The 24,581-nt window shown below is 51.5% G+C and carries 21 protein-coding genes and 2 tRNA genes; 2 read left to right on the top strand and 21 right to left on the bottom strand.

All coding sequences use genetic code 11. The features are described 5' to 3' along the window. Positions 1-509, top strand: a 509-nt coding sequence (locus tag NZ653_03960; GenBank protein MCS7286273.1) for a hypothetical protein, incomplete at its 5' end; no start/stop codon positions are given. Further along, positions 485-1,048, top strand: coding sequence for a hypothetical protein (locus tag NZ653_03955; GenBank protein MCS7286272.1), 564 nt, complete (start codon positions 485-487; stop codon positions 1,046-1,048). The genes NZ653_03960 and NZ653_03955, both read left to right, overlap by 25 nt. 3 nt (positions 1,049-1,051) lie before the next feature. Here the strand turns inward: NZ653_03955 and NZ653_03950 are convergent. The 21 genes from NZ653_03950 to NZ653_03850 all read right to left on the bottom strand — a co-directional run bounded on the left by NZ653_03950 (position 1,052) and on the right by NZ653_03850 (position 24,429). Then, positions 1,052-1,123 (bottom strand) — tRNA-Arg (locus NZ653_03950). A 136-nt stretch (positions 1,124-1,259) separates the two neighbouring features. Next, positions 1,260-3,104 (bottom strand): glutamine--fructose-6-phosphate transaminase (isomerizing), encoded by a 1,845-nt coding sequence (gene glmS, locus NZ653_03945; GenBank protein ID MCS7286271.1) that lies wholly within the window; start codon positions 3,102-3,104, stop codon positions 1,260-1,262. Between the two features lie 10 nt (positions 3,105-3,114). Then, a complete protein-coding gene (locus NZ653_03940; protein MCS7286270.1) occupies positions 3,115-3,804 on the bottom strand; it encodes a glycosyltransferase family 2 protein in 690 nt (229 codons plus the stop codon). A 56-nt stretch (positions 3,805-3,860) separates the two neighbouring features. Further along, complete coding sequence (locus NZ653_03935) at positions 3,861-5,069, bottom strand: CdaR family protein (protein ID MCS7286269.1); 1,209 nt, start codon at positions 5,067-5,069, stop codon at positions 3,861-3,863. A gap of 21 nt (positions 5,070-5,090) precedes the next feature. Next, positions 5,091-5,885 (bottom strand): diadenylate cyclase CdaA, encoded by a 795-nt coding sequence (gene cdaA, locus NZ653_03930; protein ID MCS7286268.1) that lies wholly within the window; start codon positions 5,883-5,885, stop codon positions 5,091-5,093. 8 nt (positions 5,886-5,893) lie between these two features. Continuing rightward, positions 5,894-8,044, bottom strand: a complete 2,151-nt coding sequence (locus NZ653_03925; protein MCS7286267.1) for a tetratricopeptide repeat protein — start codon at positions 8,042-8,044, stop codon at positions 5,894-5,896. 26 nt (positions 8,045-8,070) lie between these two features. Then, positions 8,071-8,994, bottom strand: a complete 924-nt coding sequence (argF, locus tag NZ653_03920; GenBank protein ID MCS7286266.1) for an ornithine carbamoyltransferase — start codon at positions 8,992-8,994, stop codon at positions 8,071-8,073. Positions 8,995-9,094: 100 nt separating this feature from the next. Then, the gene (gene coaE, locus NZ653_03915) at positions 9,095-10,177 is read right to left on the bottom strand and encodes a dephospho-CoA kinase (GenBank protein MCS7286265.1); all 1,083 of its coding nucleotides are present in this window, start codon (positions 10,175-10,177) and stop codon (positions 9,095-9,097) included. Between the two features lie 52 nt (positions 10,178-10,229). Continuing rightward, a protein-coding gene (prfB, locus tag NZ653_03910) for a peptide chain release factor 2 (GenBank protein ID MCS7286264.1) occupies positions 10,230-11,310 on the bottom strand; the annotation gives its coding sequence in 2 pieces (ribosomal slippage) (positions 10,230-11,243 and positions 11,245-11,310; 1,080 coding nt in all). A gap of 11 nt (positions 11,311-11,321) precedes the next feature. Then, positions 11,322-12,206 (bottom strand): signal recognition particle-docking protein FtsY, encoded by an 885-nt coding sequence (ftsY, locus tag NZ653_03905; protein ID MCS7286263.1) that lies wholly within the window; start codon positions 12,204-12,206, stop codon positions 11,322-11,324. 56 nt (positions 12,207-12,262) lie between these two features. Next, on the bottom strand, positions 12,263-13,741 hold the full coding sequence (locus NZ653_03900; protein MCS7286262.1) for a glycosyl hydrolase: 1,479 nt from the start codon (positions 13,739-13,741) through the stop codon (positions 12,263-12,265). Further along, positions 13,738-15,591: a hypothetical protein gene (locus NZ653_03895; GenBank protein ID MCS7286261.1), complete on the bottom strand. Its 1,854-nt coding sequence runs from the start codon at positions 15,589-15,591 to the stop codon at positions 13,738-13,740. Before NZ653_03895 ends, NZ653_03900 begins: the two co-directional genes overlap by 4 nt. 7 nt (positions 15,592-15,598) lie before the next feature. Continuing rightward, positions 15,599-15,689: transfer RNA gene (locus NZ653_03890), tRNA-Ser, on the bottom strand. A 422-nt stretch (positions 15,690-16,111) separates the two neighbouring features. Further along, a complete protein-coding gene (gene sucC / locus NZ653_03885; protein ID MCS7286260.1) occupies positions 16,112-17,257 on the bottom strand; it encodes an ADP-forming succinate--CoA ligase subunit beta in 1,146 nt (381 codons plus the stop codon). Further along, positions 17,244-18,425 carry a 2-oxoacid:acceptor oxidoreductase subunit alpha gene (locus NZ653_03880; protein MCS7286259.1) on the bottom strand — a complete coding sequence of 394 codons (1,182 nt, stop codon included), beginning with the start codon at positions 18,423-18,425 and terminating at the stop codon, positions 17,244-17,246. Before NZ653_03880 ends, sucC begins: the two co-directional genes overlap by 14 nt. Further along, positions 18,418-18,639, bottom strand: a complete 222-nt coding sequence (locus NZ653_03875; protein MCS7286258.1) for a 4Fe-4S binding protein — start codon at positions 18,637-18,639, stop codon at positions 18,418-18,420. The genes NZ653_03880 and NZ653_03875 overlap by 8 nt, the downstream gene beginning before the upstream one ends. Before the next feature lie 2 nt (positions 18,640-18,641). After that, entirely contained in the window at positions 18,642-18,860 is a 219-nt protein-coding gene (locus NZ653_03870) for a hypothetical protein (protein MCS7286257.1), read from the bottom strand. Positions 18,861-18,870: 10 nt separating this feature from the next. Then, entirely contained in the window at positions 18,871-19,515 is a 645-nt protein-coding gene (locus tag NZ653_03865; GenBank protein MCS7286256.1) for a thioredoxin family protein, read from the bottom strand. Positions 19,516-19,575: 60 nt separating this feature from the next. Continuing rightward, the gene (locus NZ653_03860) at positions 19,576-19,782 is read right to left on the bottom strand and encodes a zinc ribbon domain-containing protein (protein ID MCS7286255.1); all 207 of its coding nucleotides are present in this window, start codon (positions 19,780-19,782) and stop codon (positions 19,576-19,578) included. 105 nt (positions 19,783-19,887) lie between these two features. After that, entirely contained in the window at positions 19,888-20,988 is a 1,101-nt protein-coding gene (locus tag NZ653_03855; GenBank protein ID MCS7286254.1) for a response regulator, read from the bottom strand. Positions 20,989-20,997: 9 nt separating this feature from the next. Further along, entirely contained in the window at positions 20,998-24,429 is a 3,432-nt protein-coding gene (locus tag NZ653_03850; GenBank protein ID MCS7286253.1) for an ATP-binding protein, read from the bottom strand. Positions 24,430-24,581 lie beyond the last annotated feature (152 nt).

Below are 24,581 nucleotides of genomic sequence, written 5' to 3'. Positions count from 1 at the left end.
AGGTGAAAATTAAGGACGAAAAGTCATTCCTCCTCTACCCCAGCGGAAGGGAGTTCTCGAAGGAAGCTACAGTTCCTTTCCTTATGCCTAACGATGAAAAGTATGCATTCCTGCCTGAACGCCGTACGATCCTCAGAATGATCCTTATGCCCAGGTCTGAAGCCCAATTCCTGGTGGAAGTTTACAGGGAAGGAGCCGAAAGGGCCGATTTCAAAACGGAGATAACGAGGCCGGAGGCTTTAGAGGTGGCGGGAGTGGCGATGGAATTTGCTCCCGCTGCCTCCCTTCAAGTCAGGATTACTCGTGTTGTCTCCCTGTGGCTAATAACCCTTGGCCTCACCCTTATGGCTGGGGCTTTTATGTTGTGGTTCATATTCCCTGTGGGGAAGGTTTTCGGGTTTATTCAGAAAGAAGAGAAAGTCAGGATAAACTGGGTCCAGGAGGACCCGTTGAAATCTCTTTCTTTTGCCTGGAAGGTGGAAGAATGGTATCAATCCTCGGAGCATTAGCCTTTGCTCTGGCTGGCTTTAAAGTTCCGGGGCGAAAGGGGTTTGCGGCCTTTATTCCAGCGTTCACAATGCTTGCTATTGGAGGAGAATCTGCTGCCCTTGCGGCCGCAGCTTTTGGTTGTGGAATTTTAGCTTTCCTTTACCCTTCTAATTTTCTTCCTCAGATGGCCGGCGCCGGCGTTCTGGCTCTTGTTCCAGCTATCTTGCCCTGGATAAATCTAGAAAAAGGCAGCGGCCCATCTTTATTGCTCGCTTTTACTTTCTCCCTTTTCCTGGCTGAGGGAGCCAAGAGAATGAAAGGAACATATCCCGGAAACGAGCGATGGTTTGCCCTCGCTTGCCTCTTGATGGTTGTCGGTTTTGCCTGGTGGATGTGGACGATTTTCCTTGGTGGGGGCGATCCCCTTCGACCCGGAGTATGGGCTCCAGTTGCTCTTCTGAACTGTGCCCTGGTAGCTGGAGGGTGGCATAAAAGAAAACCTGGGGCGGAAATTTTAACCCTTACAGCTATGATGGGGGTGTGGTTCGTGGCAATATAAAAACGCCCCTGGGGGGAATCGAACCCCCGCACACGGCTCCGGAGGCCGTTGCTCTATCCACTGAGCTACAGGGGCAATTATATTTTAACACGAATCTTTCCGGGCTGCAAGAAAGAATTTGCCCTATCGGTAAAGGTAGGGCTTTGCTTCCCGGACTGCCAGAGGTTACAAACCAGGCTTCAGCTGCTGCTATAATTCCCGAAGCTATCCTTTATTCCACTGTAACACTTTTGGCCAAATTCCTGGGCTGGTCCACGTCGCAGCCGCGCCTTACGGCCATGTGGTAAGCGAAAAGCTGAAGGGGTATAACGTTCACAACGGGAGAGAGCAGGTAAGGAGTAGGAGGCACATATATGACATGGTCAGCTTTCCGGGCGATTTCCTCATCCCCGCGGGTCGCAAGGGCTATTACAATCCCTCCACGCGCTTTGACTTGCTCAACCTGGCTTACCATTTTATCGTATACATGGTCTTTTGTTACAATAGCCACTACCGGCATTTCCTCGTCTATAAGGGCTATGGGACCGTGTTTCATCTCCCCGGCAGGATAACCTTCAGCGTGAATGTATGAGATTTCCTTAAGTTTCAAAGCCCCTTCCAGGGCCACCGGATAATTTATAGCTCTGCCCAGGTAAAGGAAGTGCTCCCGGTCGTGGAACTTTTGGGCCAGGTCCTCGTATTCCCTGCCATGCTTGAGAACTTCTCCGGCTAAAGCAGGCAGCCTCATAAGGTCATCGAGCAAAGTGCGCACCTGTTCCTGGTTCAGAACGCCTCTTATTTTTCCCATATGGATTGCCAGAAGATACTGGTCCACGAGAGAAGCGGTAAAAGCTTTAGTGGAAGCGACCCCTATTTCTGGCCCTACTTGCATGTAAATCACGCCATCGGCCAGGCGGGCTGCCTGACTGCCTATGACGTTAACTATAGCGGCGATTTTGGCCCCCTTGCGCCGGGCTTCCTCCATTGCCGCCAGAGTATCCACTGTCTCCCCCGATTGGGTTATCACCAGCACAAGGGTATCGGGGCCGATGATGGGGTCTCGGTAGCGGAACTCTGAACCGTAATCAACTTCTACGGTTATGCCCGCCAGTTTTTCAAAGAGAAATTTGCCCACCAGCCCCGCATAGTAAGAGGTGCCGCACGCTACTATGGCCATCCGCCTGAAACTCAGGAATTCCTGGGGCGATATCCCGAAATCGTCCAGGAGAACTTCGCCTTTCTCAAAATCGACCCGCCCTCGTATTGTATCCACCAGAGTCCTGGCCTGCTCGTAAATTTCCTTCTGCATGAAGTGACGATATGGCCCTTTAGTAGCAGCAACCGGATCCCATGGGATGGTGTGAATCTCTTTGATAAGAGGCACGCCGTCCAGATTCAGGTAGTAAACTCCAGAAGAGGCCACTACTGCCATCTCCCGATCTTCCAGAAAGACCATTCTGCGGGTGTGTTCCAGGATAGCAGGCATATCAGAGGCCACAAACATTTCCCCTTCGCCAATGCCTACCACTATGCCTCCCGCATTTCCAAGCCTGGCAGCGATTATCTTATCGGGCTCAAGGGAGCTCATGACCACTATCGCCTGGGCTCCCTGGAGATGAGTCAGAGCTTTGCGAACAGCGGTAGTCAGGTCGTCCCCTTTCTCCACGAAGCTTTCCACCAAGTGAGCTATAACTTCAGAGTCGGTTTCGGAGGTAAACTCATGCCCTTCTTCCTGAAGGCGAAGGCGAAGGGCCAGAAAATTCTCCACGATGCCATTGTGAACCACCACAATTCTTCCAGAGCAATCGGTGTGAGGATGGGCATTGTATTGAGTGGGCCGACCATGAGTAGCCCATCGGGTATGGCCTATGCCTATATTACCGGAAATAGGTTGCTCCTTGAGGAGTTTCTCCAGGTTAACCAATTTCCCTACTTCCTTTCGGATGGTGATCTGGCCGTTTTGTCCCAGGACAGCTAACCCGGCTGAGTCGTAGCCCCGGTATTCCAGGCGCTTGAGCCCTTCAAAGACAATAGTGCTGGCCTCTTTAGGCCCTATGTAGCCTACTATCCCACACATGTTTCCCCCTTTATTCTGCGAATCGGTATTTCAGCAGGGTCCAGAGTGCGCTGAACCCATCCTTCCATGAGATCTTTTTGCCCTCGTGGAATTCCCTCCCTTTGTAGCGGATGGGGACCTCCAGAATTTTGTACCCTCGCTTCAAAATTTTGGCTGTTATCTCTGGTTCAATTTCAAACCGGTTGGAGTGAAGGGGGATGGATTTAATGACCGAAGCTCTGAAAACTTTATAGCAGGTTTCCATATCGCTGAGGGACGAATTGTAAAGGAGGTTTGTCACGGCGGTGAGGAACTTATTGCCGAGGCGATGCCACGAAATCATGGCAGAGCCTGAACCTCCCAGAAATCGGGACCCGTAAACGACAGAAGCTTTTCCCTCAAGAAGGGGTTTTAACAGGGCAGGATAGTCCTGAGGGTCATATTCCAGATCCGCATCCTGAATTATAACAAAATCCCCGGTGGCCGAAGCTATGCCTGTCCTCACTGCTGCCCCTTTGCCCTTGTTCCTCTCGTGATAGATGACCTTTATATCACCACGCTTTTCTTCCTCGCCCAGTATATCGCGGGTTCCATCGTTAGAACCGTCATCCACCACGATTATTTCCTTCTCCATTCCCACGTCCACAGCCCTTACCCGGTTCAGGATTTCCCTTATGGTGGCCTTTTCATTGTAGACGGGCATAATTATTGAAAGCTTCACAGCTACACCTCCTTCCGGGAATTTTCCCATGCGTCCGTCTCTGGACTCCGGAGCCGCTAAGAAGAATAGCTTATCACCACTTCCAGGGTTTCCGGTATTATGCTCTCCACTTTGATCCCTTCTGGAACTGAAGCGATGGGTTTGAGCTTGTAGGTTCCTGGCTTGAGACCGACCAGGTTTACGGTGACTCGAACATCTTCCGGCTTTAACTCCGCCAGAGATGGCAGAGGGCCCGCCAGGATTATCTTCACATTTTCAGGGGCCACAGAAGCTTTATAGCCAGGCTGAAGGCCCTGGATAGCCACCCTTTTTTCCAGAGTTATCCCCCCTTCAACGGGCTTTATTTCCACTGAAGCCAAAACAGTGGGGTTCCCCAATACCGATACCCCTTCGGGAAGGTCGAGCCTGACCTGCCTGGATATGCTTTCCTTGGCGCCTTTTATGCTGAAAGGTTCCGTCTCTATATAACCGGGGATTTTCTCAATGACAGCGGGATTCCCCATTATCGTTACCACCGATGGGGTTACTGAAACGCTGCTTATCCTGTAGCCGGCAGCTGGCTGCCCTTCAAGCTTTATGAGCACCGAAACGTCTTTGAAACCAGCCCTCTGGACTATTTCCACCGATACGGACACGACTGCTGGCTCCATTTTTATCTCCGGAACTTCATCCCCATTTACATCAACGGCCTTGAGGAGCGATTTTCGGGAAAAGCTTTCCTTGCTACCACCTATGCTTATTTCTGCTACAACCCCCACCACTTTCTCCACGAAGGATTTAGGCCCGTAAAGCCTGACGATGGAAGGCTCCGCCCATGGTGTGCCTGAGATGTAATAGCCGAGCGGAGGCGAATCCATAACTTTAACCCTCACCGGCATTTCCCTTTCAGCTTTCTCTTCCAGTTTAACCGTCACCTTTTCAGGCCTTGCCTCCAGAACTTTTACTCCCTTCACTGAACATCTCGCGGCTACTTCCACCTCGTGGTGGCCCGGCGCTTTGTCCTTCAAATCCAGCCACGCTCTGAAGTCTCCAGGGGTCAAAGTGTTCCATTTGGCAGAAGGGGCCACAACCGTGAGTTCCACTTCCTTGGGGACGTTGCCCACCGTTATGAGGCTGGGCGAAAGATTAACGATTTCCAGAGGAATTTTGTAGGGAAAAGCCCCACGGATTACGGGGTTTTCCTCCCTCTCAGCTATTATCCAGATGAATACAGCCATAATGAAAGCCAGAATGAAACTACCAAGTTCGTTCAGAGTTCTCCTCATCTGTTTCCCTTTTGCACCGGATCACGCTTTTACCGTTGGCAAGAATGGTCTGCGGTAAATCGTCTGCAATACTCTGAGAAGGCGCTTTTCGTCCAGGTGCCTGATCATCCGCCCGTTGTAGGCTACTGATATAGTTCCGCTCTCTTCCGAGACCACCACTGCCAAAGCATCGCTCTGCTCCGTAATGCCGATAGCTGCCTTATGGCGTGTTCCAAGGGAACGATAGAGAGATGGGTTGGAAGATAAGGGCAATATACAGCCAGCAGCCAGGATTTTGTTCCCCCGCACTATTACTGCTCCGTCGTGAAGGGCAGTGCCAGGGTAAAATATTGTGAGGAGCAATTCTTTGGAGACCTCAGCATCCAGTATTACCCCGGTTTCAGCGTAAGGCTGAAGGCCTGTCATGCCTTCCAGCACTATAAGGGCTCCATAGTGGTGCTCGGCCAGGGAGCCCACTGCTTTCACGATTTCATGCAGAACTTTTCCCCCCATAGCTTCCTGGGAAGCCATGTTCAGGAAAGACCCCGCCCTTCCGAGACGTTCAAGGGCCCTCCGGATTTCGGGCTGGAAAATGACTGGCAAAGCCACCAGAAGGGCGGGAATTGAGTTTCGGATCAGCCACCGCAGGGCGGTGAAGGGCAAAAGAGCCGAAACTATCATTGCCCCCACTGCTATTACCAGTACTCCCCTTAAAAGCTGAACGGCTTGAGTGCCGCGGATAAGGTGCAAAAGGGCATAAAAAACAACGGCCACCAGGAAAATGTCCAGTAGGTTGGTCCAGGTCAGGTTCCTCAAAATCTCAATCCATTCTCCCATCCTTCCTCCTAACCTCCCAGGCGTTCTAAAAGCTCTCTGTAGGCTTCAACCTCGCGCGGCTCTAAAGCAATAATTTCTCTTATCGTCTTCTTGGCCTCCTCAATAGCCCCTGAATCCAGCAGAATTTCCCCCAGGATGTCAAGTTGTTCTACTGCCTTTTCTTTTAACCCCATCTCCTTGTAAAGGTTTGCCAAAATCCTGCGCAGAGTGGGGTCCCTGGAATTCTCTTCCACCAGACTTGCGAGGAACGCCTCTACTCCCTGAAAACCTTCTTTTTTGTGCAGAAGAGCGATTACTTCCTCAAGTTCACGCATCTCTTCCCTCTTCATCCCCAGCCGGCTGTATAGGGTTACGAGCTGGCGCCGTAGCTCCATATTGTCGGACTGAATCTCTTTGAGGCTTTCGCCCACTTTAACGGCTTCCTTCCAATGCATTGTCTGAAGGTAAAGTTGGAAGAGTTTGAGCAGAATCAGGCCGTAGTACTGGTTCTTCTCGGGCAATTTGGCCGAGAGGGCCAGGGCATGGCGATAACTTTCAATAGCCCCCTTGAGGTCTGCCATTTCGTAGAGGATTTCAGCTAACTGGAGGTACTGGTCAATGGCATCTTCTAACCGGTTGAACCTTACGAGAGCGTTTATTAACTTAGCCCGCAGGTTAATGTCAATGGGGTTGAGGTTCACAAGACGCCGCAGGATTTCCAGGACTCTCTGGGGAATCCCCCTCAGCTCGTAAAGCTGAGCGATAAGGAGGTATTTCTGGATGGCTTCTTCTATTCTGTTTTGGCGGATAGAGATTTCGGCCAGCTGGATGTGAAGGGGAAGGCAAAAGGGAGCAAAAACCAATCCACGCATGCATTCTTCCGATGCACTTCTGAGATAGCCTCGCCGGATCAATTCCTGACTCAAGGTTAAGGTCCGGAAGGTGGCTTCAGGCCACGGGGTTTCCAAAATTTCTACGAGGCTCGGGGCTATACCTTCTTCTTCCATAGACTTTATGTATCCCCTGAGCTCCCGGACTTTGTCCTCCCACCCTCGCGAGCTGAAGAAAGAGAGAAGGGAATTGATGTATTCCAGAGCTTTATCTTTATCGCCTTGCGCTATGAAGCTCTCAGCTAAAGCCTTGTAGATTCTGGTCACCTCATCGGCATTGGCATGGTCCAGGGTTGAAAGGTCCACTATTTTGAGAGCTTCGAAGAAATGGCGAAGGGCTTCGCTCAGATGGCCCTTGAGCCTGAAGCACTCTCCCAGGGCAAAGTGAGCTCCCAAGGCCAGAGGCTCGTGTTTCAAGGCTTTCTGAAGGTGGTTTATGGCTTCATCCAGAAGGAATTTCTCCTTGTAAAGGAGGCCGAGGTTAAAGTGGATATCGGGACTATCAAAGCCTGCTTCCAAAGCCAACTTGTAGTACTTAATGGCCTGGTCTATCTCTCCCTTGCTCTGGGCATCCAGGGCTTGAGCCAGGTAGCTTCCGGTTCCCGATAGGGAAGATTCAAAGAGCATATCAGCCAGGGTTCTCACGGATCTGGCCCGGGCTAATTCCAGGGGGGTGCCTTCTTCCACAGGAGCTGGAGCTGCGGGAAATTCCAGGGAAGATTTAAAGGCCAGCGCCTGAGGATTCCCCGGCTCAATCTCAAGGGCTTTTTTGCATAAAGCTGTGGCTTGAGTTATGTCCCCCCTCTTCTTAAAATAAGAAGCAAGACCCAGATATGTCTTTATAGCCAGATCCTTTCTTCCCAGTTCCAGGTAAAGGTTAGCCAAATTGGTAGCGGGTTCCGGAAGGTGAGGGGCGGCTCTGGCTGCTTTAATAAAACTTTCTATTGCTTTCCGATATTCCTTGCGCAACCGGTAAAGGTTTCCGGCTTCAGTGTAGGCTTGCGCAGCCTCTATTTTTTGACCAGTTTTGAGGAGAGCTTCTCCCAGTTTTTCCCGAAAAGCTGGAGAGTTGGGCTCCAGGCGCGTGGCTTTTCTATAAGCTTCGGCTGCTTCTTCCCAGAGGCCCAGCTCTGAGCAGGCAGCGCCAATGCCAAGGAAAGGCTCAGGGGCCTCGGGATTCATGGAAGCAGCCTTTTTGTATAAAACCAGAGCCTCTTTCCACCGCCCTTCCCAGGCAGAGGCATGGGCTTTTTTCAGGGTTTCCTCATAACGCTGATGGTTAATGTCCATTCTGGCCAATTTCCTACCCGCTCCTGCTACATTCCCGCCAGGAGGTAGGCGAGAATTCCTTTCTGGGCATGGAGGCGATTTTCCGCTTGATCAAATATTATGGAATTAGGCCCATCAGCCACTTCATCAGTTATCTCTTGCCCCCGATGGGCCGGCAAACAGTGCATGACCATAACATCTGGCCTGGCTTTAGCTACCAAGGCGGAGTTGACCTGGTAGGGTGGAAAGACCTTTGCCCTTTCCTCCGCTTCAGCCTCTTGCCCCATGCTGGTCCACACATCTGTGTAAATTATGTTAGCATCTCGGACGGCCTCCACTGGGTCGTTAGTGATGGTTATCCTGCTTCCGCTTTTGGAGGCAAATTCCAGAGCTTTCTGCACTACCTCTGGGCGGGGTTCGTATCCCTTTGGAGAAGCTACAGACATGTCCATGCCCAGTTTGGAAGTGATAAAAAGCAGAGAGTTACAGACGTTGTTGCCATCACCGACGAAGGCCAATTTCAAGCCCTTGATATTTCCCACCTTTTCCTGAATGGTGAAAATGTCGCCCATAGCCTGGCAAGGGTGGCTGTAATCCGATAGGCCATTTATAACCGGAACACTGGAATAGCGAGCCAGCTCCTCCAGGTCCTTGTGAGAGAAAACCCTGGCCATGATGGCATCCACATAGCGGGATAGAACCCTGGCCACATCGGCGACGCTTTCCCTTTTGCCCAGCTGTATTTCGTCGGGTGAAAGGTAGATGGCGTGGCCTCCCAAGTGGCGCATGGCCATCTCAAAAGAAACTCTCGTGCGAAGGGAAGGCTTCTGGAATATCATGCCCAGGGTTTTGCCCGCAAGGATTGGTTTATTCCCACCTTTCTTCCACTCTTCTTTGAGCCTGGCGGAAAGGTCTAAAATGTGAAGGATTTCCTCCGGCGAAAGGTCGGCAATGCAGAGAAAGTGTTTCATCGAGCACCTCCTGTTGTTTTGCTAAGGTTTTCCCCAACCCGCTGGCCCAGCAGCTTTTACGGCTTTGGCACCCCTCGCAGGCAAGTAGCAATCCGTTTCCTTAGATGGGGCGCGTAATTATGGTTTCCCGGATTCTTTTAATGAGTAAGGTTTGACCCTCCCTGAGGATTTTCTGGGCCTCTTCCCGCCATGGCCTGTAAAGTTTCTGAGGGTCCGCTGGACTGTAACCAGAAGCTTCAAAGGCTCTGGCCAGCGGGGTTTCAGAATCAAGAGCTACCATCGCTATTTCACACATCAGGGCAGAAGCTTCGCTTTCCAGGGCTTTGAGCATTGCTGTTAAGATTGAAAGCTCCTGATCATTAACCACAACCTCCTCTATTGAGGCCACCAGATTTTCCACATTCCACCCCAGCGCTCCAACAGCTTCTTGGCCTCGTAGAGCAATGATGTAACCTTTGTTTAGAAGTTTCTCCAGAGCTTTATCTTCGGGAAGGGAGAAAAGGTGCGCGAAGGCTGGAAGGTCTTTCTTGAGAGCTTTCCGCACCTCCAGTGGAACCTGAAGTGCTTTTTCTTCCACTGGTTTAAGGCTGGCAATGGCTTTTTCCCACTCCGCTTTAACCTGCTCCCAGGTGCGGGCAAGCGGGCCGTCGTTGTGAATGACCACATCGGCCAGGGCTATTTTAGCTTCCTGCGGAGGTTGAGATCTGATTCGCGCCAGGGCTTCCTGCGGGCTCATACCTCGGATTTCCACAAGCCGCCGAAGTTGTTCTCCTTCAGGGCAGGTGACAACCCAGAGGGCGTCACATTGGGTGTGGAACCCGGATTCTATAAGCTTTATGGCCTCTATGACTATCACGCGCTCCCTAGCATTTTCCACGATCCATTGAATCCATCTGATTACCCTGGGGTGTATGAGGGATTCCAGCTTCTGGAGGGCATCTGGGTTTCCGAACACCCTAGCGGCCAATTTTCGGCGAACTATCCTCCCATCTTCGTCCAGTACATCTTTCCCGAATTCATGGATTATGGCTTGCTGAAGTTCTCTATCGTGGTCCAGGAGCCAGTGGACGAGGCGATCGGCGTCAATAACCTTAGCCCCCAGGCGTTCCAGCATCCTGGCCACCACGCTTTTGCCAGTAGCAATATTCCCGGTAAGACCAATCAGGTAACGATCCTTCAGCATTATATTCCCCTCTTCAATTTCGTGCTGAGCCGTATGGAAAAGCTGAGGGCTCTTATCTTGAGATATTCTTGCGCAGGTAAGCCAGGATAAATTCATCCAGATCCCCTTCCAGAACCCGGAAGGGATCAGTCACTTCCACCCCAGTGCGGAGGTCCTTGACGAGTTTGTATGGATGAAGGACGTAAGAGCGGATCTGATTGCCCCATTCAGCTTCCACATGTTCCCCCTTTATCTGGGCCAATTCCCTGGCTTTCTCCTCTTTTTTCTTTTGATAGAGTTTAGCTTTGAGGATGCGCAGGGCTGCCATTCTGTTATAATATTGCGAGCGCTCGCTCTGGCAGGAGACCACAATCCCTGTAGGCAGGTGGGTTATGCGGACAGCTGTGGCGTTTTTCTGCATATGTTGCCCACCAGGGCCAGAGGAGCGGAAAGTTTCAACCTTTAAATCCTCAGGCTTTATCTCCACTTCCACATCTTCTTCCACTTCGGGCAATACTTCCACCAGGGCGAAGGAAGTATGGCGGCGGTGGGCAGCATCGAAGGGAGAGATCCTCACCAGCCTGTGAACACCTTTCTCAGCCTTGAGGTATCCATAAGCATAGGGGCCTTCTACGGCCACAGTGGCGCTCTTTATCCCCGCTTCTTCCCCATAGGAAGTGTCAAGGATTTCGGTGTTGAAGCCCTTGCTCTCAGCCCACCTTAAATACATTCGGAGGAGCATTTCGGCCCAATCCTGAGCATCAACTCCTCCGGCTCCAGCGTGAATGGAAAGGATGGCATTTTTGGCGTCATGCTCTCCTGAGAAAAGGAGCTTTCTTTCTTTTTCTTCCAGGGAGGCTGAAATGCTCTCGGCTTCAGCTCTAAGCTCATCCTCATCTAGGCCCAGCTGGGCCAGTTCTAGAGCATCGCGCGCTCTCCTTTCAAGGTTCCTCCACCCTTCCACTTCCTCTCGGAGAGAAGCCAGTTTGCGCATTATCTTGCCCGCTTCTACAGGGTCCGACCATATTTCAGGGGAAGAGGTTTTTCTTTCCAGCTCCTCTATCTCTTTCTCCATTCCGGGGATGTCAAAGACGCACCTCAATTTCCTGAATTCGGGCGAGCATTTCCTGAAGGCGATGGATCAGTTCTTCCATTTTCCCTCCTCCTACTCCAGCAAAGCATCAACGAAAGCTTGGGGGTCAAATTCAGCCCAATCCCCAAGCTTTTCTCCTGTCCCTACAAATTTAACCGGAATTCCGAGCTCTTTGACGATGGGGAATATAGCGCCACCCTTGGCCGTTCCATCCAGTTTGGCCAGGATGATGCCCGTTATTTCCACTGCTTCCTTAAAGTGAAGGGCCTGGGAAAGGGCGTTCTGGCCAAAAGTGGCATCGAGGACCAGAAGGGTTTCGTGGGGGGAACCGGGAACGAGTTTGGATGCAACGTTCCGGATTTTCTTAAGTTCCTGCATAAGGTTGTATTTGGTGTGAAGCCTTCCGGCAGTATCCACTATGAGAACGGTGGCTCCACGGGCGAGTGAAGCCTGGATCGCATCATAAACTACAGCTCCCGGATCCGCTCCCGGCTGATGAGCGATAACGTCGGCTCCTACTCTTTCGCCCCATATTTTAAGCTGGTCAATGGCGGCAGCCCTGAAAGTGTCGGCCGCAGCCAGGATTACCTTATGGCCTTTCTGCCGGCAGTAATGGGCCAGCTTGGCTATGCTGGTGGTCTTGCCTGAACCATTAACGCCAACTATCAGGAAAACATTTAGAGGCCGACCCTGGTCAAGGTTGAAGGAGGGCTTTTCCCCGAGAATGGCCAAAAGTTCTCTCCTCAGCGCTGGCCTTAGCTCTTCAGGATGCTGGACTTCGCTGCGAAGTTTCTTTAAAATTTCCGCCGTAACCTTTACTCCAAGGTCAGCCTGAATTAGAAGTGCCTCCAGCTCCTCCCACATATCGGGGGTAATTCTGGAGCCGCCAAAAAGCTCTCTGAGCCTTTCCAGGAAGCCTTTTCTTGTTTTCTCTAAGCCAATTCTCCACAAATTCATTTACATCCTCCAAATTCCTCCGGGATATTTATACCATAAATGCAACCCGGATGCAATCAGGGGCAGGCTATCTCCCGCAGGATTACATGGCGGAACTGGAGGTCATCCCATATGAGGTCATCGTGCTGCCATGGAGGGATGCGCTTGGTAATTTTTACCGCTATTTCATTGCGGCCTTCTCTGAGGAACCCAGGGGGGATTTCAATTGGGAAGTTTACCCACAGCCCTTCCCACACTTCCGCTGGCAAAAAGGCCACAGGTTTGCCGTTCAGGAAGAGAGCGTTTCCCCACTCATTGCTCTGCATTAATTCTAAGGTTAAAAGCCAGCATTTTCTCTCAGGTTTACGGACGTAGAAAGCCCATTCCCATGAAGGGCTCGGGTTACGCATTAGGTACAGAGGTTCCCATGGATAGGGGTATTCGCTATCGCCCAGATGCACAATCTGATCGGGAGCGAGGATGACGATGCGCTGCGGAGAAGGGGGTTCTGGGAGGAGGTCGCGGCGAAGGTATGGGGAAAAACGGGCAAAAGCTCTGAGGGATTCCCAGGCCGGCTTAGGGGAGCCGTCGGAATTTAGAAGGTTGAAACCGCTGTAGGCAGGGTCAATTTCAGCCGAACTCAGAAGCCAGACGGCCATCATCCCAACCCAGGGCCAACGAGAGGCGGCTATTTTCACCGCTTCCACCAGGTAACGAGCCTGCTGTTCCGGAGTCACCTCAGCCCAGGCCCAGCTTCCGTAACCCTTGGTAGTCCAGCCGAATTCCGTTATCCAGACCTCTTTTTTGCCATCGCCGTAGAGGACCATGATCTCCCGGAGGTCTTCAAGCCTGGCCATATTGAGGCCGTTGTGGGCGCCCCTGGGGTCATCAGGGGGGTAAGCAAAGCCATAGGGATGAGCTCCCAGAACGTCGAAATATTCAGAGGCCCCGGCTTCATACAGACGCCTGAGGTATAGGCGATCATCCATGGCTTTCCGGCTTAACTCGTTGGTAGGAGCGAGCCCGGCACTCACTATGATGGCACCCGGGTCAGTCAGCCTTATAGCCTGAGCCGCTGACCGGAGAAGCGAAAGGTAACCCTGGGGGTCGGGTGGAAGATTGCCCCATTCCTGAGCCAGGTTCGGTTCGTTCCAGATTATATAGGCCTTGACCCGGCCCTTATACCGGGATGAGAGCTTTCTCAGGAACTCGGCGTAGAGGCCTGGTTCCTTTGGAGGAGAGTTGGGATGGGGAGAGGATGAAGCCCAGGCTGGAGGATGATCGACCCTGAAGACAGGGTTGAGGCGGTAATATTCCATAGCCTGGAGAGCCAGGTCCAGTCCGGCCCAATTGTACCGGCCTGGATATGGTTCAATATCGCGCCACAATACGGGGTAAATGACCCAAGTAGCTCCCATTTCTCGGACTTTCCGGAGGGTTTCATCCTGCGCATCGAGAACATGAACCCCGAAGCGAATTTTCCCCCTTTCAGGGGCATGGGGGGCGGGAAAGATGAAAGTTGCTGCGGCGAGGAAAAGGAAGAGAAACTTTCTCACGGTTTCACCGCACCTTTGTAAATTCCTTCAGCGGTACGGACAAATAACCTGCCGCTCGGATTTACCAGTACTTGCCTTATTTCCAGGGGCAGCCCATCCCCGATAAATTCCCAGGATTTCCCTCCATCTTTGCTCCGGAACAAACCCGAGTACCTTGTTCCGATGTAAATCGTATCAGGGTTTTGAGGGTCAAGGGTTATGGCTGATACCGTGGTATCCTCAAAGCCTGCCATTTTCCAGGATTGGCCATAATCGGTGCTTACATACAAACCTCTGGTAGCTCCGACATAAAAGTAGCCGGGTTTAGCAGGGTGTATGGCTACGGCCAGGATGCTTTGGCCCTGGAAAGGACCGGGAATTATTTCCCAGAAATCGCCCCTGTTGCGGGAGATGTAAAGGTTTTCGGTGGCGCCGGCCAGGAGAGTGCCGGGGTTCCGGGCATCGTAGGCAACGCAGAGGACCTCATCGCTAAGCTTCATACCTTCCCAAATGCTCTTGAAAGTTTTTCCCCCATCAGAGCTTCGGAAAAGCCGATCGTAAGAGATGCGGGCATAGAAAAACTGTGGGTTTTCGGGGTCTATTATTAGCTGGGGAACGCTCAATCCGGTCAGAGAAGGACTTATAGGCTCCCATTTTCCTCCTATCCATATCCCATGACCTATAACTCCCACGTAAAAGGTCTGGGGATCATGGGGATGGAAAGCGATGCTCTGCACTCCCCATCCTTCCAGGAGCGGAGTCCAGGTTTCGCCTTCGTTGAGAGAGATGTACAAGCCTTTCCCCGTCATGGCGTAGAGGGCATCGCCTTTGGGAGAAAGGGCAATTCCGAGGATAAGAGGGCCTCCTGGGCCTGTTTCCACTTCTTTCCAGGGTGTGGTTTTACTGGCGCTTTTGAAAAGGCCCTGTAGCCCACCTGCATAAAAGGCGGAGGGGCCTTCGGCGAGGGAAAATATGGAAACTGAGGAGGGAAAACCGGGAAGCTTCTCCCACGATTTTCCCCTGTCAAAGCTTCTGTAAACTCCGAAACGGTTACGGGCGGGGTCTGGGCTTTGCTCTCCGGCGTACAGAGCTCCATCGGAAGAGAATAGAAGCGCCGCTGGAACGGAAAGGGGCGAATCAAGCTTTTTCCAGGTTTCTCCCCCGTCTTCCGAGAAAAACAAACCTTCTCTTGTTCCAGCGAAGATTTCCCCGGGATTAAGGGGGTTAACGGCCAGAGCGTAGACGTGACGCATTCCCGAATTTACCGAAGTATTGCGCCAGCTCAAACCACCATCTTCAGTTTTCCATACCCCTTGGCCAGCTGTTCCGGCATAAAGGGTCAAAGGATCTTGTGGGTGTGGGAGCAGAACGAGAGCTGTTGCTTTTATAGGCGAAAGGGGTTCCCACTCTTCACCCCGGAGCCGATGAATGGGGGCCTCATCGGGGGAAGCGTAAAGGGTGCCATCGGAAGAAAAGGCTAAAGCATAAATTCTAACGGGAGGGAGGTTTTCCCCCACACTAATGCAGGAAAGAGGTTTGCCTTTGCACCTAACCACCCCTTTTGATGTTCCAGCGTAAATGGTTTCAGGGTTTAGTGGGTCGGGCTTGAGGGAAAAAACGGGCCCGGGGTGGAGGCCAGCCTCAACCGGTTGCCATGTTTTTCCTCCATTGGGGGAGAAGTAGAGGCCTGGATTAGCATAGACTGCGGCCCATAGCCCTGAAGAATTTTCGGCTACGGAAAGGACAAACACCTGAGGTTTGAGGTCATTGTGAATGGGTTGCCACTGTGGGGAGTGAGCGCAGGCCAGGAGGACAAGGGGGGTAAAAAATAAGAGTTGGCATGCTAAAACTTTAAGCTGCCAACTCTTCATTCTCAGGCGGAGAGGGTGGGATTCGAACCCACGAGGCGCCGTTTTAGACGCCCACGCGATTTCCAGTCGCGCCGATTCGTCCACTCTCGCACCTCTCCGTTCATTCTAAATTATATCAATTGTAAGCGTGACCGTCAAGCGACCGCCCCACGAGTGGGACCTTTAGCCGTGGCGAACCCTGAACCCTCCTCCCGGGAGTTTGAGGGTGTCTCCCCAGAAACCTCAAAAGGGGAGCCATCAGCCACCCCTTACATCCTGCCCACGAGTGGGGACCCAAAACCATGGCGAACCCTGAGCCCACGAGGGTGGGAAATCGGGGGTTGGAGGGGGGCGAAGCCCCCATCCCGGGGGTTTGGGGGTGTCCCCCAAAAAACCTCAAAAAGGGAGCCATCAACCACCCTTTGCAACCCGCCCACGAGTGGGACCCTAACCGTAGCAAACCCTACGCCCACGAGGGTGGGAAAAATTTGGGGGTGGAAGGGAGCGAAGCCCCTTCCTTATCTCAGCAGCTTTGCCCCCCTTAAAGAGCAGATGGATTTTTCACCAGAGCCACTACTTTTTCAGCAGCTTCGTTAAGAGAAACCGCTGTAATGATGTTAGCTTCAGCCAGGAGACGGCGCCCCTCTTCCTCATTAGTCCCCACAAGCCTCACCACTATGGGCACCTTCACTTCAATGTTCTTCATTGCATCCAGAATTCCCCTGGCCACTTCATCGCAGCGGGTTATCCCTCCGAAAATGTTTATAAGCACCGCTTTAACTTTGGGGTCCGATAGGATTATCCGTAACCCTGCCGCCACTTGTTCTGCCCGTGCACCCCCACCTATGTCCAGGAAATTGGCCGGATTGCCCCCATAGAGCTTGATAATGTCCATCGTAGCCATGGCAAGACCCGCACCGTTCACCATGCAGCCGATTTCCCCATCCAGCTGGACGTAACTTATACCATGAGCACGAGCTTCCCGCTCGGAAGGCGTGTCCTCATCCGGATCGCGCATGGCAGCGAGGTCTGGATGGCGGAAAAGGGCATTGTCATCTATTACCACCTTAGCGTCAGCAGCCAACAAGCGCCCATCTGAAGTAAGGGCTAACGGATTTATCTCGGCTAAAGAGGCATCGTTTTCAGCGAAGCACCGGTAAAGCCCAACAGCTATGGAGGCAAAAGTATTGAAAAGAGATTTATCCAGCCCAATTCTCAAAGCTAACTCCCGGGCCTGATATGGCTTCAGGCCCAAAAAAGGGTCAACGGTTATTTTGATAATTTTTTCAGGGCTAAGGCGAGCTATCTCTTCTATATCAACCCCTCCCTCAGAAGAAGCCATCATTACAGGCTTACCCTGAACCCTATCAATGACCACACCCAGATAAAGCTCCCGGGCTATATCCAGCGCCTCATCCACCAGGACCTTCCGCACTGGTATGCCTTTTATTTCCATAGCCAGGATTTGAGAGGCAACCTTTTCAGTTTCCTCAGGACTATAGGCAAGGCGTATCCCACCAGCTTTGCCCCGCCCCCCCACTAAAACCTGAGCTTTTACCACCACCGCTTTCCCAAGCTTTTCGGCGATGGCTCTGGCTTCGCCTGGGGTTGAGGCTACTTCCCCTTGAGGGATGGGTATTCCATAGCGGGCAAAAAGTTGCTTTGACTGATACTCATGCAGCTTCATTTGCCGACCTCCCGAGAAGCTTCTCTATGGCTTCCAGGACTTCAGAGGGAGTTATCACTTCGCCATCGGTTCGGTTATACCCCACAGCCTGGGGCAGAAATCTCTGCACTTCCCTCAAAATCTGGCCCTGGTTCATTTCAGCCACCAGCACTTTGTCCACCTTCCCTTTGAGAGCCAGAAGCTCCTGTTCGGGGAAGGGCCAGAGGGTTTGAGGGCGGAAGAGAGCTGCTTTAATCCCTCTCTTACGGGCTTCTTTTACAGCCGCCAGAGCGCTCCTGGCCGTAAAACCGTAAGCGAAAACCAGCACGTCTATATCTCCATCACAGAACCTTCTATCTACCTGGACAATTTCAACCAGATGGTTGAGGATTTTCTCCCGAAAACGGGAAATGAGAGAAGCCTGGGCTCTGGCGCTGACGGTCCGCCTGTATCCCCATTCATCATGAGTTGAGCCAGTTACCAGAACCTTATGGCCCCGCCCAAAGATGGGCATGGGGGGGACCTCCACCCCGCCGAAGGGTGGGATATTTTCCCCTGGCAGGGGTTTAATTCTCTCGTAAACCTCCACCTCTGGGGGTATAATCAAATTTTCCCTCATGTGCCCTACGGCCTCATCAGCTGCTACTATAACCGGGACCCGGAACTTTTCGGCGAGGTTAAAAGCTCTCAATGTGAGGTCAAACATTTCCTGAACCGACCACGGGGCCAAAACGATTATTTCGTAATCCCCGTGGGCTCCCCATCGTAATTGCATCACATCCCCTTGAGCGGGGCGTGTAGCCTGGCCGGTAGCGGGTCCTGCCCTCTGGACATCCACCACCACAACGGGTGTTTCAGTCATTATGGCGTAACCGATGTTTTCCAGCATCAAGGATATACCCGGGCCGCTGGTGGCAGTCATAGCCTTTGCTCCAGCCCACGAGGCTCCGATGCAGGAAGCAATAGAGCCAATCTCATCTTCCATCTGGATAAAAACCCTGCCGTCATCAAGTTCCAGAAAGCGGCGGCAGATATAATGCATAATCTCGCTTGCGGGGGTGATGGGATAACCGGCGTAGTAATTGCACCCAGCGGCAATAGCCCCCTCGGCGCAAGCCTCATCCCCCTGCAGGAAATATCGTCCTGCTGGAAGCAGAGTTTTACGGGTAATCCATCCCCCTTCAGGCATCTTCCTCCCCGGAAACGACAATAGCTACATCAGGGCACCAGAGCTCACAGAGCCTGCAGACAGTGCACTTTTCCAGGTGAACTGGAATAACCGGATGCAAGCCATTGACGAAACGAGAATAATCAATTTCCAGCACCTTGCGGGGACACATCTCCACGCAAAGGTAACAAGCCTTGCACCATTCAGCATTGATCTCAATGCGTGGGAGAGCCATGGCTACACGAGCTGGACAGTTTCAAGTTCCTTGTAAGCAGCTTCCAGTTCTCTGGAGGCTTCTCTCAGGAGGGAAGAAGCTTTCTGAAGCCTTTCAGAGACTCCCTTGAAGCCGGCTCCCTCGGCCTTAGCGGCCCACTCCTGGAATTTTTCTGCGTGCTCGTTATTGTGCTCAATCCAGTGACTTATTTGTTTCCGGATAACGAGGATAAGCTCCTGCATTTTTACCCTCTTACTTTACGGATCTAACTACTTGCTGGACAAAAAGCACTTCGGGCATGGCCCCTTCGATGAAGAAAGTTTCATTAACGACAGTCTTGGGAACGCCGTGGACGTGATACTTTACAGCGAGATGGGGAAATTCTATAGCTTCTACCATATCCGCCCGGACAAAATCGCTTTCAATAGCCATTTTGTGGGCCAACCTGACCGCCATAGGGCAATATGGTCAGGTTGGGGTGACGAAAACCTGGATGTGGACGGGCTTGGAAAGAGTTGCCAGAGCCTTTTTGCTGGCTTCCGAAAGGCCTGATTCTCCGCGCGATACATCCACAATGCCTTCCAGGAGGACGGTGAACTCATAGCCTGAGGGTATCCCGTAAAAACGGATGCCGTAATCCTTCTGGCCGATTACGGCAATGGCCGGGATTTTATCCACTTTATACTTTTCGGCCTCGGCTTTATCAGTTATAAAATTGTATATTTCGGCAGTGATTTTGGGGGAAAGCTGAGCTATTTCCTCCACCAATTGCCTTGTTTCGGCACAGTATTCGCACTCAATCTCCTGGGTGAACATTACCAGGCGAACGGGATTTACCAGGTTTTCTTCGAAGAACTTCTTTATATGCTCTCTCTCCTTGGCGGGAATCAAGGGCATGATTACCCTCCTTTTAACAAAATTTTCGAGGCCGACGGCCCCATTTCTCTTCTAAACCCCTCAGCCTACAGAAAAGGAAGAGCAGGATGAACCCGTAATGCCAGTGCTCCCCTTAGAGCCAGCAAAGCCGAAAAGTGAAATTTTACGCTTGACTTCTCGGCTCCTACACCGCGGACATTCCACTTCATCAGCCTTGGCCAAAATGGAAAGGACAAAGGCTTCAAATTCTTCCCCACACTTCGTGCACTTATACTCGTAAATGGGCATACCCTTCACCTCCTCTGTTGATTTATACCCACCGGGGGTATAAATCTATACCAAAACTCAAATTTTGTCAAGGTTATGTTCTCCGCTCGGTGGCTGGTTATATAGTTATGCCTGGGGAAGACAGATGGTAAACGAACTCCCGGAGCCAGGCTCGCTTTCCACTTCTATTCTTCCCCCGTGCAGGTTTATTATTTCCCAGGCAATGGCCAATCCAAGCCCCACGCCCTGCTGTTCGGTTTTATCTCTTCCTATCTGCCGGAACCTCTCAAAGAGGTTAGGGATTTCCTCCGGCGGAATTCCTATACCCTTATCCCTTACGGTCAGCTTTACATGCTCGCCCTCTTTCTGAAGATAAACCCGCACCTCTTTCTCCTCTCTCAGAGAAAATTTGATGGCGTTATCCAAAAGTCGCCCCAGCGCATCAACAAAGAGGGGCTCCATGAGGCGAACCGGCGGGATGGGGGGGATTACCTGAAATTCAAGGCGAACTCCCTGGCTCTCAGCCAGAGGACGATATTTATCCACCGTTTTCCTTACTATTTCCGCTAAATCTTCCCGCACCTCCGAAAATTGCTGGATCTGCTCTTTGATTCGGCCAGTATCTATCTGAAGCAAGAAGAGAAAATCTCCCACCAGTTTTGTGAGCCGATCTGCTCCTTTTTTAATTTCCTGCAAATAATCCTGGAAAGCCTCAATTGGAAGGGATTTAAGACCTTCCAGAGCTAATTCGGTGTATCCCACCACGTAGGTGAGGGGGGTCCGAAGCTCATGGCTCAAGGCCGTTATGATTTGTTCCTTGAGTTTTTCCACCTTTGCTTCAGAAAATTCCCGCACGGCTTTAGCTCTCTCCAGGCGGGAGCGAACTGTGGCCAGAAGTTCCCGGATATCAAAAGGCTTGGTTATGTAATCCTCGGCTCCCATGGCTTTGCCCTTTATGATGTCCTCACGGGTCGCTTTTGCCGTAAGGAATATAAATGGTATCGGCACCCATTCCGGCCGGCTTCTAACAGCCTCGTAAAAGGCATAGCCATCCATGCGCGGCATCATGATATCGGCTATTATAAGGTCAGGGCAGGTTTTTTCCATAATCTCTAGTGCTTCCATTCCATCCTGAGCGGTAAGCACCTGGTAGCCTTCTTGTCTTAGAAGTTCTCTGAGGCCATAGAGGAGGGGGATGTTATCTTCAACCACTAATATCGTAGCCATTCTGCTCTTTCACCTCCATTCCAGCTTGCTGAAAGGCTTTTCCAGAAGAGGGAGCATAACGGTGAAAGTGCTCCCTTCCCCTAGTTTGCTTTTTACCGTTATCTTTCCCCTGTGAAGGTCCACCAGCTCTTTGGCTATGGCCAGGCCGAGCCCAGTGCCCGGAATCTGCTTTGCCTGTGCTCCCTCGCCCCGGAAGAACCTCTCAAAAATATGAGGAAGCTCTTCTTCCGGTATTCCAATGCCATTGTCAGCCACTTCTATAGCCCCCCACAGGCGGCCACCTTCCTCTCGGATGCCGATGGATACAGTTATGCGCCCTCCATCGGGCGTGTAGCGAATGGCATTGTCTACAAGATTATCCAGTATTTGCTCCAGACGGTGGGAATCGGCCATGACCACAGGGTTATCCTGGGAAGGGAAGAACTCCAGGCGGTGGTCATGCTTTCTGGCTTTTTGACGGTGTTTTTCCAGAATTCTTTCCACAACCGGGTTAAGTTCCACAGGCTTAAGGTTAAGTTCTATCCTCCCTGCTTCCAACCTCGCCACTTCTTCTATGTCGTTCACCAGGGTTGCCATATGGTCTATCAGTTCCACAATTTGTTTGATGTAAATGCTTTGTTTCTCGGGAAATGCTGTGCGGATAAGCTCACCGTAAAGCTTGAGAGCGGACATAGGAGTGCGAAGTTCGTGGGATATATCAGTTATGAATTTGGTCTTCATCTTGTCCAGAGCTTTCAGATAGGTTATGTCGTGTAAGATGGCAAGAGCCCCAGGATAGCCAGGTTCAAGGGGTATAACCTTGATGTGAAGGGTTACCGACCCCAAATCGCGGGTGATTTCAGGATAGGTTTGAGCCCTCAGGGCCATTTCTCTCAGGGTTTCCCGCAGAGACTTGGCTTCTTCCGGCGAGGCGACCTGGTTTAACCAGGCCCATGCCAGTAGATTCATTTCCAGGATTTCTCCCTGAGGGTTAAATAGGATATAGCCATCGCTTGAACCCTTGAAGATAGCCTCAAGCCAGGCCTGGCGGGCCTGAAGGTGCTCGGTTCTGTCTTGAACAAGCCTTTCCATTTGTTCGGAGTATTCCTCAAGCACCGTCAGCATCTTAACTTTCTCAAGAGCCAGTGATATGTAATCGGCAAATATCTGGAGGCGCTGGAGGTCTTTAGAGGTGAACTGGAAAGGCCGGGCCCCATCTACGTTTAAGAAGCCAATTACTTTGCCTTCAATTTTAAGAGGCGCACACAGGTAAGACCTTATCCACTCAAAACCAGGCAGCTGCACCCACCAAGAAACAGATGCAGTATCATAGATAATCAAAGGTTCTCCTTTTTCGTAAACGGTCCGGAGGCCTTGATAATCGCTGATGGGAAAAGAATACCAGGCGATCTTTTCCTCCACTCCCCATTTTTCGTAGCCCCTGTGGCTGACTACTTGAGCATAATCTCCTATGATGAGCATCAAGTTGTAAGCGTCAGCCTGGATGATGCGTTCCACTTTTTCCAGTATGGGGCCAAAGAGGTCTTCTGGAGAAGAAATCTTGAGGATTAGGGTCAGGGTTTCGGCTACAGTTGAAGTGAAAGACCTTTCCTCCTTTTCTCTCTGAAAGGTATGATCTCTGGCCAGCGCTATAGACAGGACTTCGTTCACCTGCTTGAGGAAAAACTCCTTGCCTTCCCAGAAGGGTTCAGGGTGTGTGCTGACCAGAGCCAGAGCTCCCAGGATTTTGCCCATGAAGTTTAGAGGCAAGATAATTCTGGACCGGTACCCTGCCTGCGCGAGAGCTCTTTCCACCGGGAAGGAGGCCATTTTTTCCAGGTTGGTGGTGGCACACATTTCTCCGGCCATGAGAACCTCAAAAGCAGCCGTATCTCCAGCAGCGAAGGATGCGCCATCGTGGAGCTCCGGAACCGGAAGTTCTGAAAGGAGGTTAGTTATACGGAAGGTCCTCGTTTCTTCATCAAAGAACAAAAGCACGATTCTTTGGCAATCGAGGACTCGGGATAGAGTCTTAGCCAGGGTGGGGAAAGCTTCTCTAACATCTGCGGCGTTGAGGGCTTTGGAGATTTCAGCAAGAGCTCTTTCTTCCTCTTCGGCCTGGCGTATCTGAGTTATTTCGGTGGTGGTCTCCACTACGCCTATTATATTTCCACCTTCATCTTTTAAGGGCCTCGCCCTTATGAACCATATCCGGCCATCAGGAGAAGTTATCTCATTTTGCTGAGGAGAACCGGTCCGAATTGCTTCCACCACAGGGCATCCTGGACACGGGGATGTCCTTCCGTGCCATATTTCATAGCAGTGCCTGCCTACAAGTTCCTCGGGCTTTTTCCCTACAGAATCTCCTGCAGCTTTATTGGCCCACTGGATCCTTAAGTCCAGATCCTGAAGGGTTACCAGGTCCGAGACTCCTTCCAGGACAAGGCTTTTCTCTTTCTCAGAGCGAGCTAAAGCGGCTTGAGTGGCCGTAATTTCGTTAGCCACCTCCTTGAAAGAAGAGAGAAGCTGGTTTATTTCGGCCGCAGCGCCCGGTAGCTGGGCAGGGAAATAAGGCGAAGCAAGGCCTTTCCGCAGGTTTTTGATCCCTTCAAGGAGCACTTCAATGGGCGCAATGGCCATCCTTTCGAGGTCACGATAGGTGATGTGTATTATCACAAACCATATCAAAAACACCAAGGCGAGAAATCCGAATCCTATACCCAGAAAAGGAGCTAAGATCCCCAGGAACGAGGAGCGAACAATCACACTAATCCCAGAGTTTCCAAGAGGGTGAAATCCTCTTATGAGCAAGTTGTGGCCTGCCATGTATATCTGATGGCCTGTTTTCAGGGGGGGTAGAGGTTCAAACCTCAGAGAGCTTTCTTCCAGCTCCATGGGGTAGAGAGGGAAGAAATGCCCCTGGCTGCTGGCTAAAAATAGCTGGCCTCTGTAAAAAGGGCCAAACTCGCGGGCCATGGTGCTTTTAAGGTAATAATGGCTCACAGCTGCAATGAGGACACCTTCTGGTGTTTCATGAGCAAGGTAGAAGGAGGTATAGCCTGAAGGGCTTTGGGCTAAGGAAAAACCCTTGGTCGGAAATTCGGAAGGGAGCAGGGAAGTGGAAGGCATAATCAGGATGACAGCTCCGGAAGCGTCAATCAGGAAAAAGCTTTCAAAATGCCCTTCACTGAGGGCGTTGTTTAGGATACGAGCGGCTTCCCTTGGGGGTTTTCCCCTGAGGGTTTCGGCGAGAGAGGAAAGGTGGCGGTGGAGGTGGTCAATTTCTCTCTCCAGCCTTCGGGCGGAAAATTTAGCTAAGGCTTCGTGGCGATCGCTTGAGATTTTAGCTCCGTAGAAACTGGTGAAGGTAACGGCCAGGAGAAAGGTTGCCAGGGCTGCTGGCATCAGCCGAAACCATACAAAATCTGCAAAAGCTTTCCGGATAGGAACGTTGAAATGCACTCTAAACCTCAAACATTTTTACTTTTGCCTGATAAAATTATACACTCAGCTGCGGAAGAAGGCAACGAGAGGGAATTTGCCTTCGGGGTTTTTAAGCCTGATTTTTGCTTTTTAGCCCTTTGAAGCTATAATCTTACTCACAAAACAACTTG

Source organism: Anaerolineae bacterium (assembly GCA_025062375.1).
Lineage (GTDB): Bacteria > Chloroflexota > Anaerolineae > SpSt-600 > SpSt-600 > SpSt-600.
This window is presented reverse-complemented; position numbering and strand designations above follow the sequence as displayed.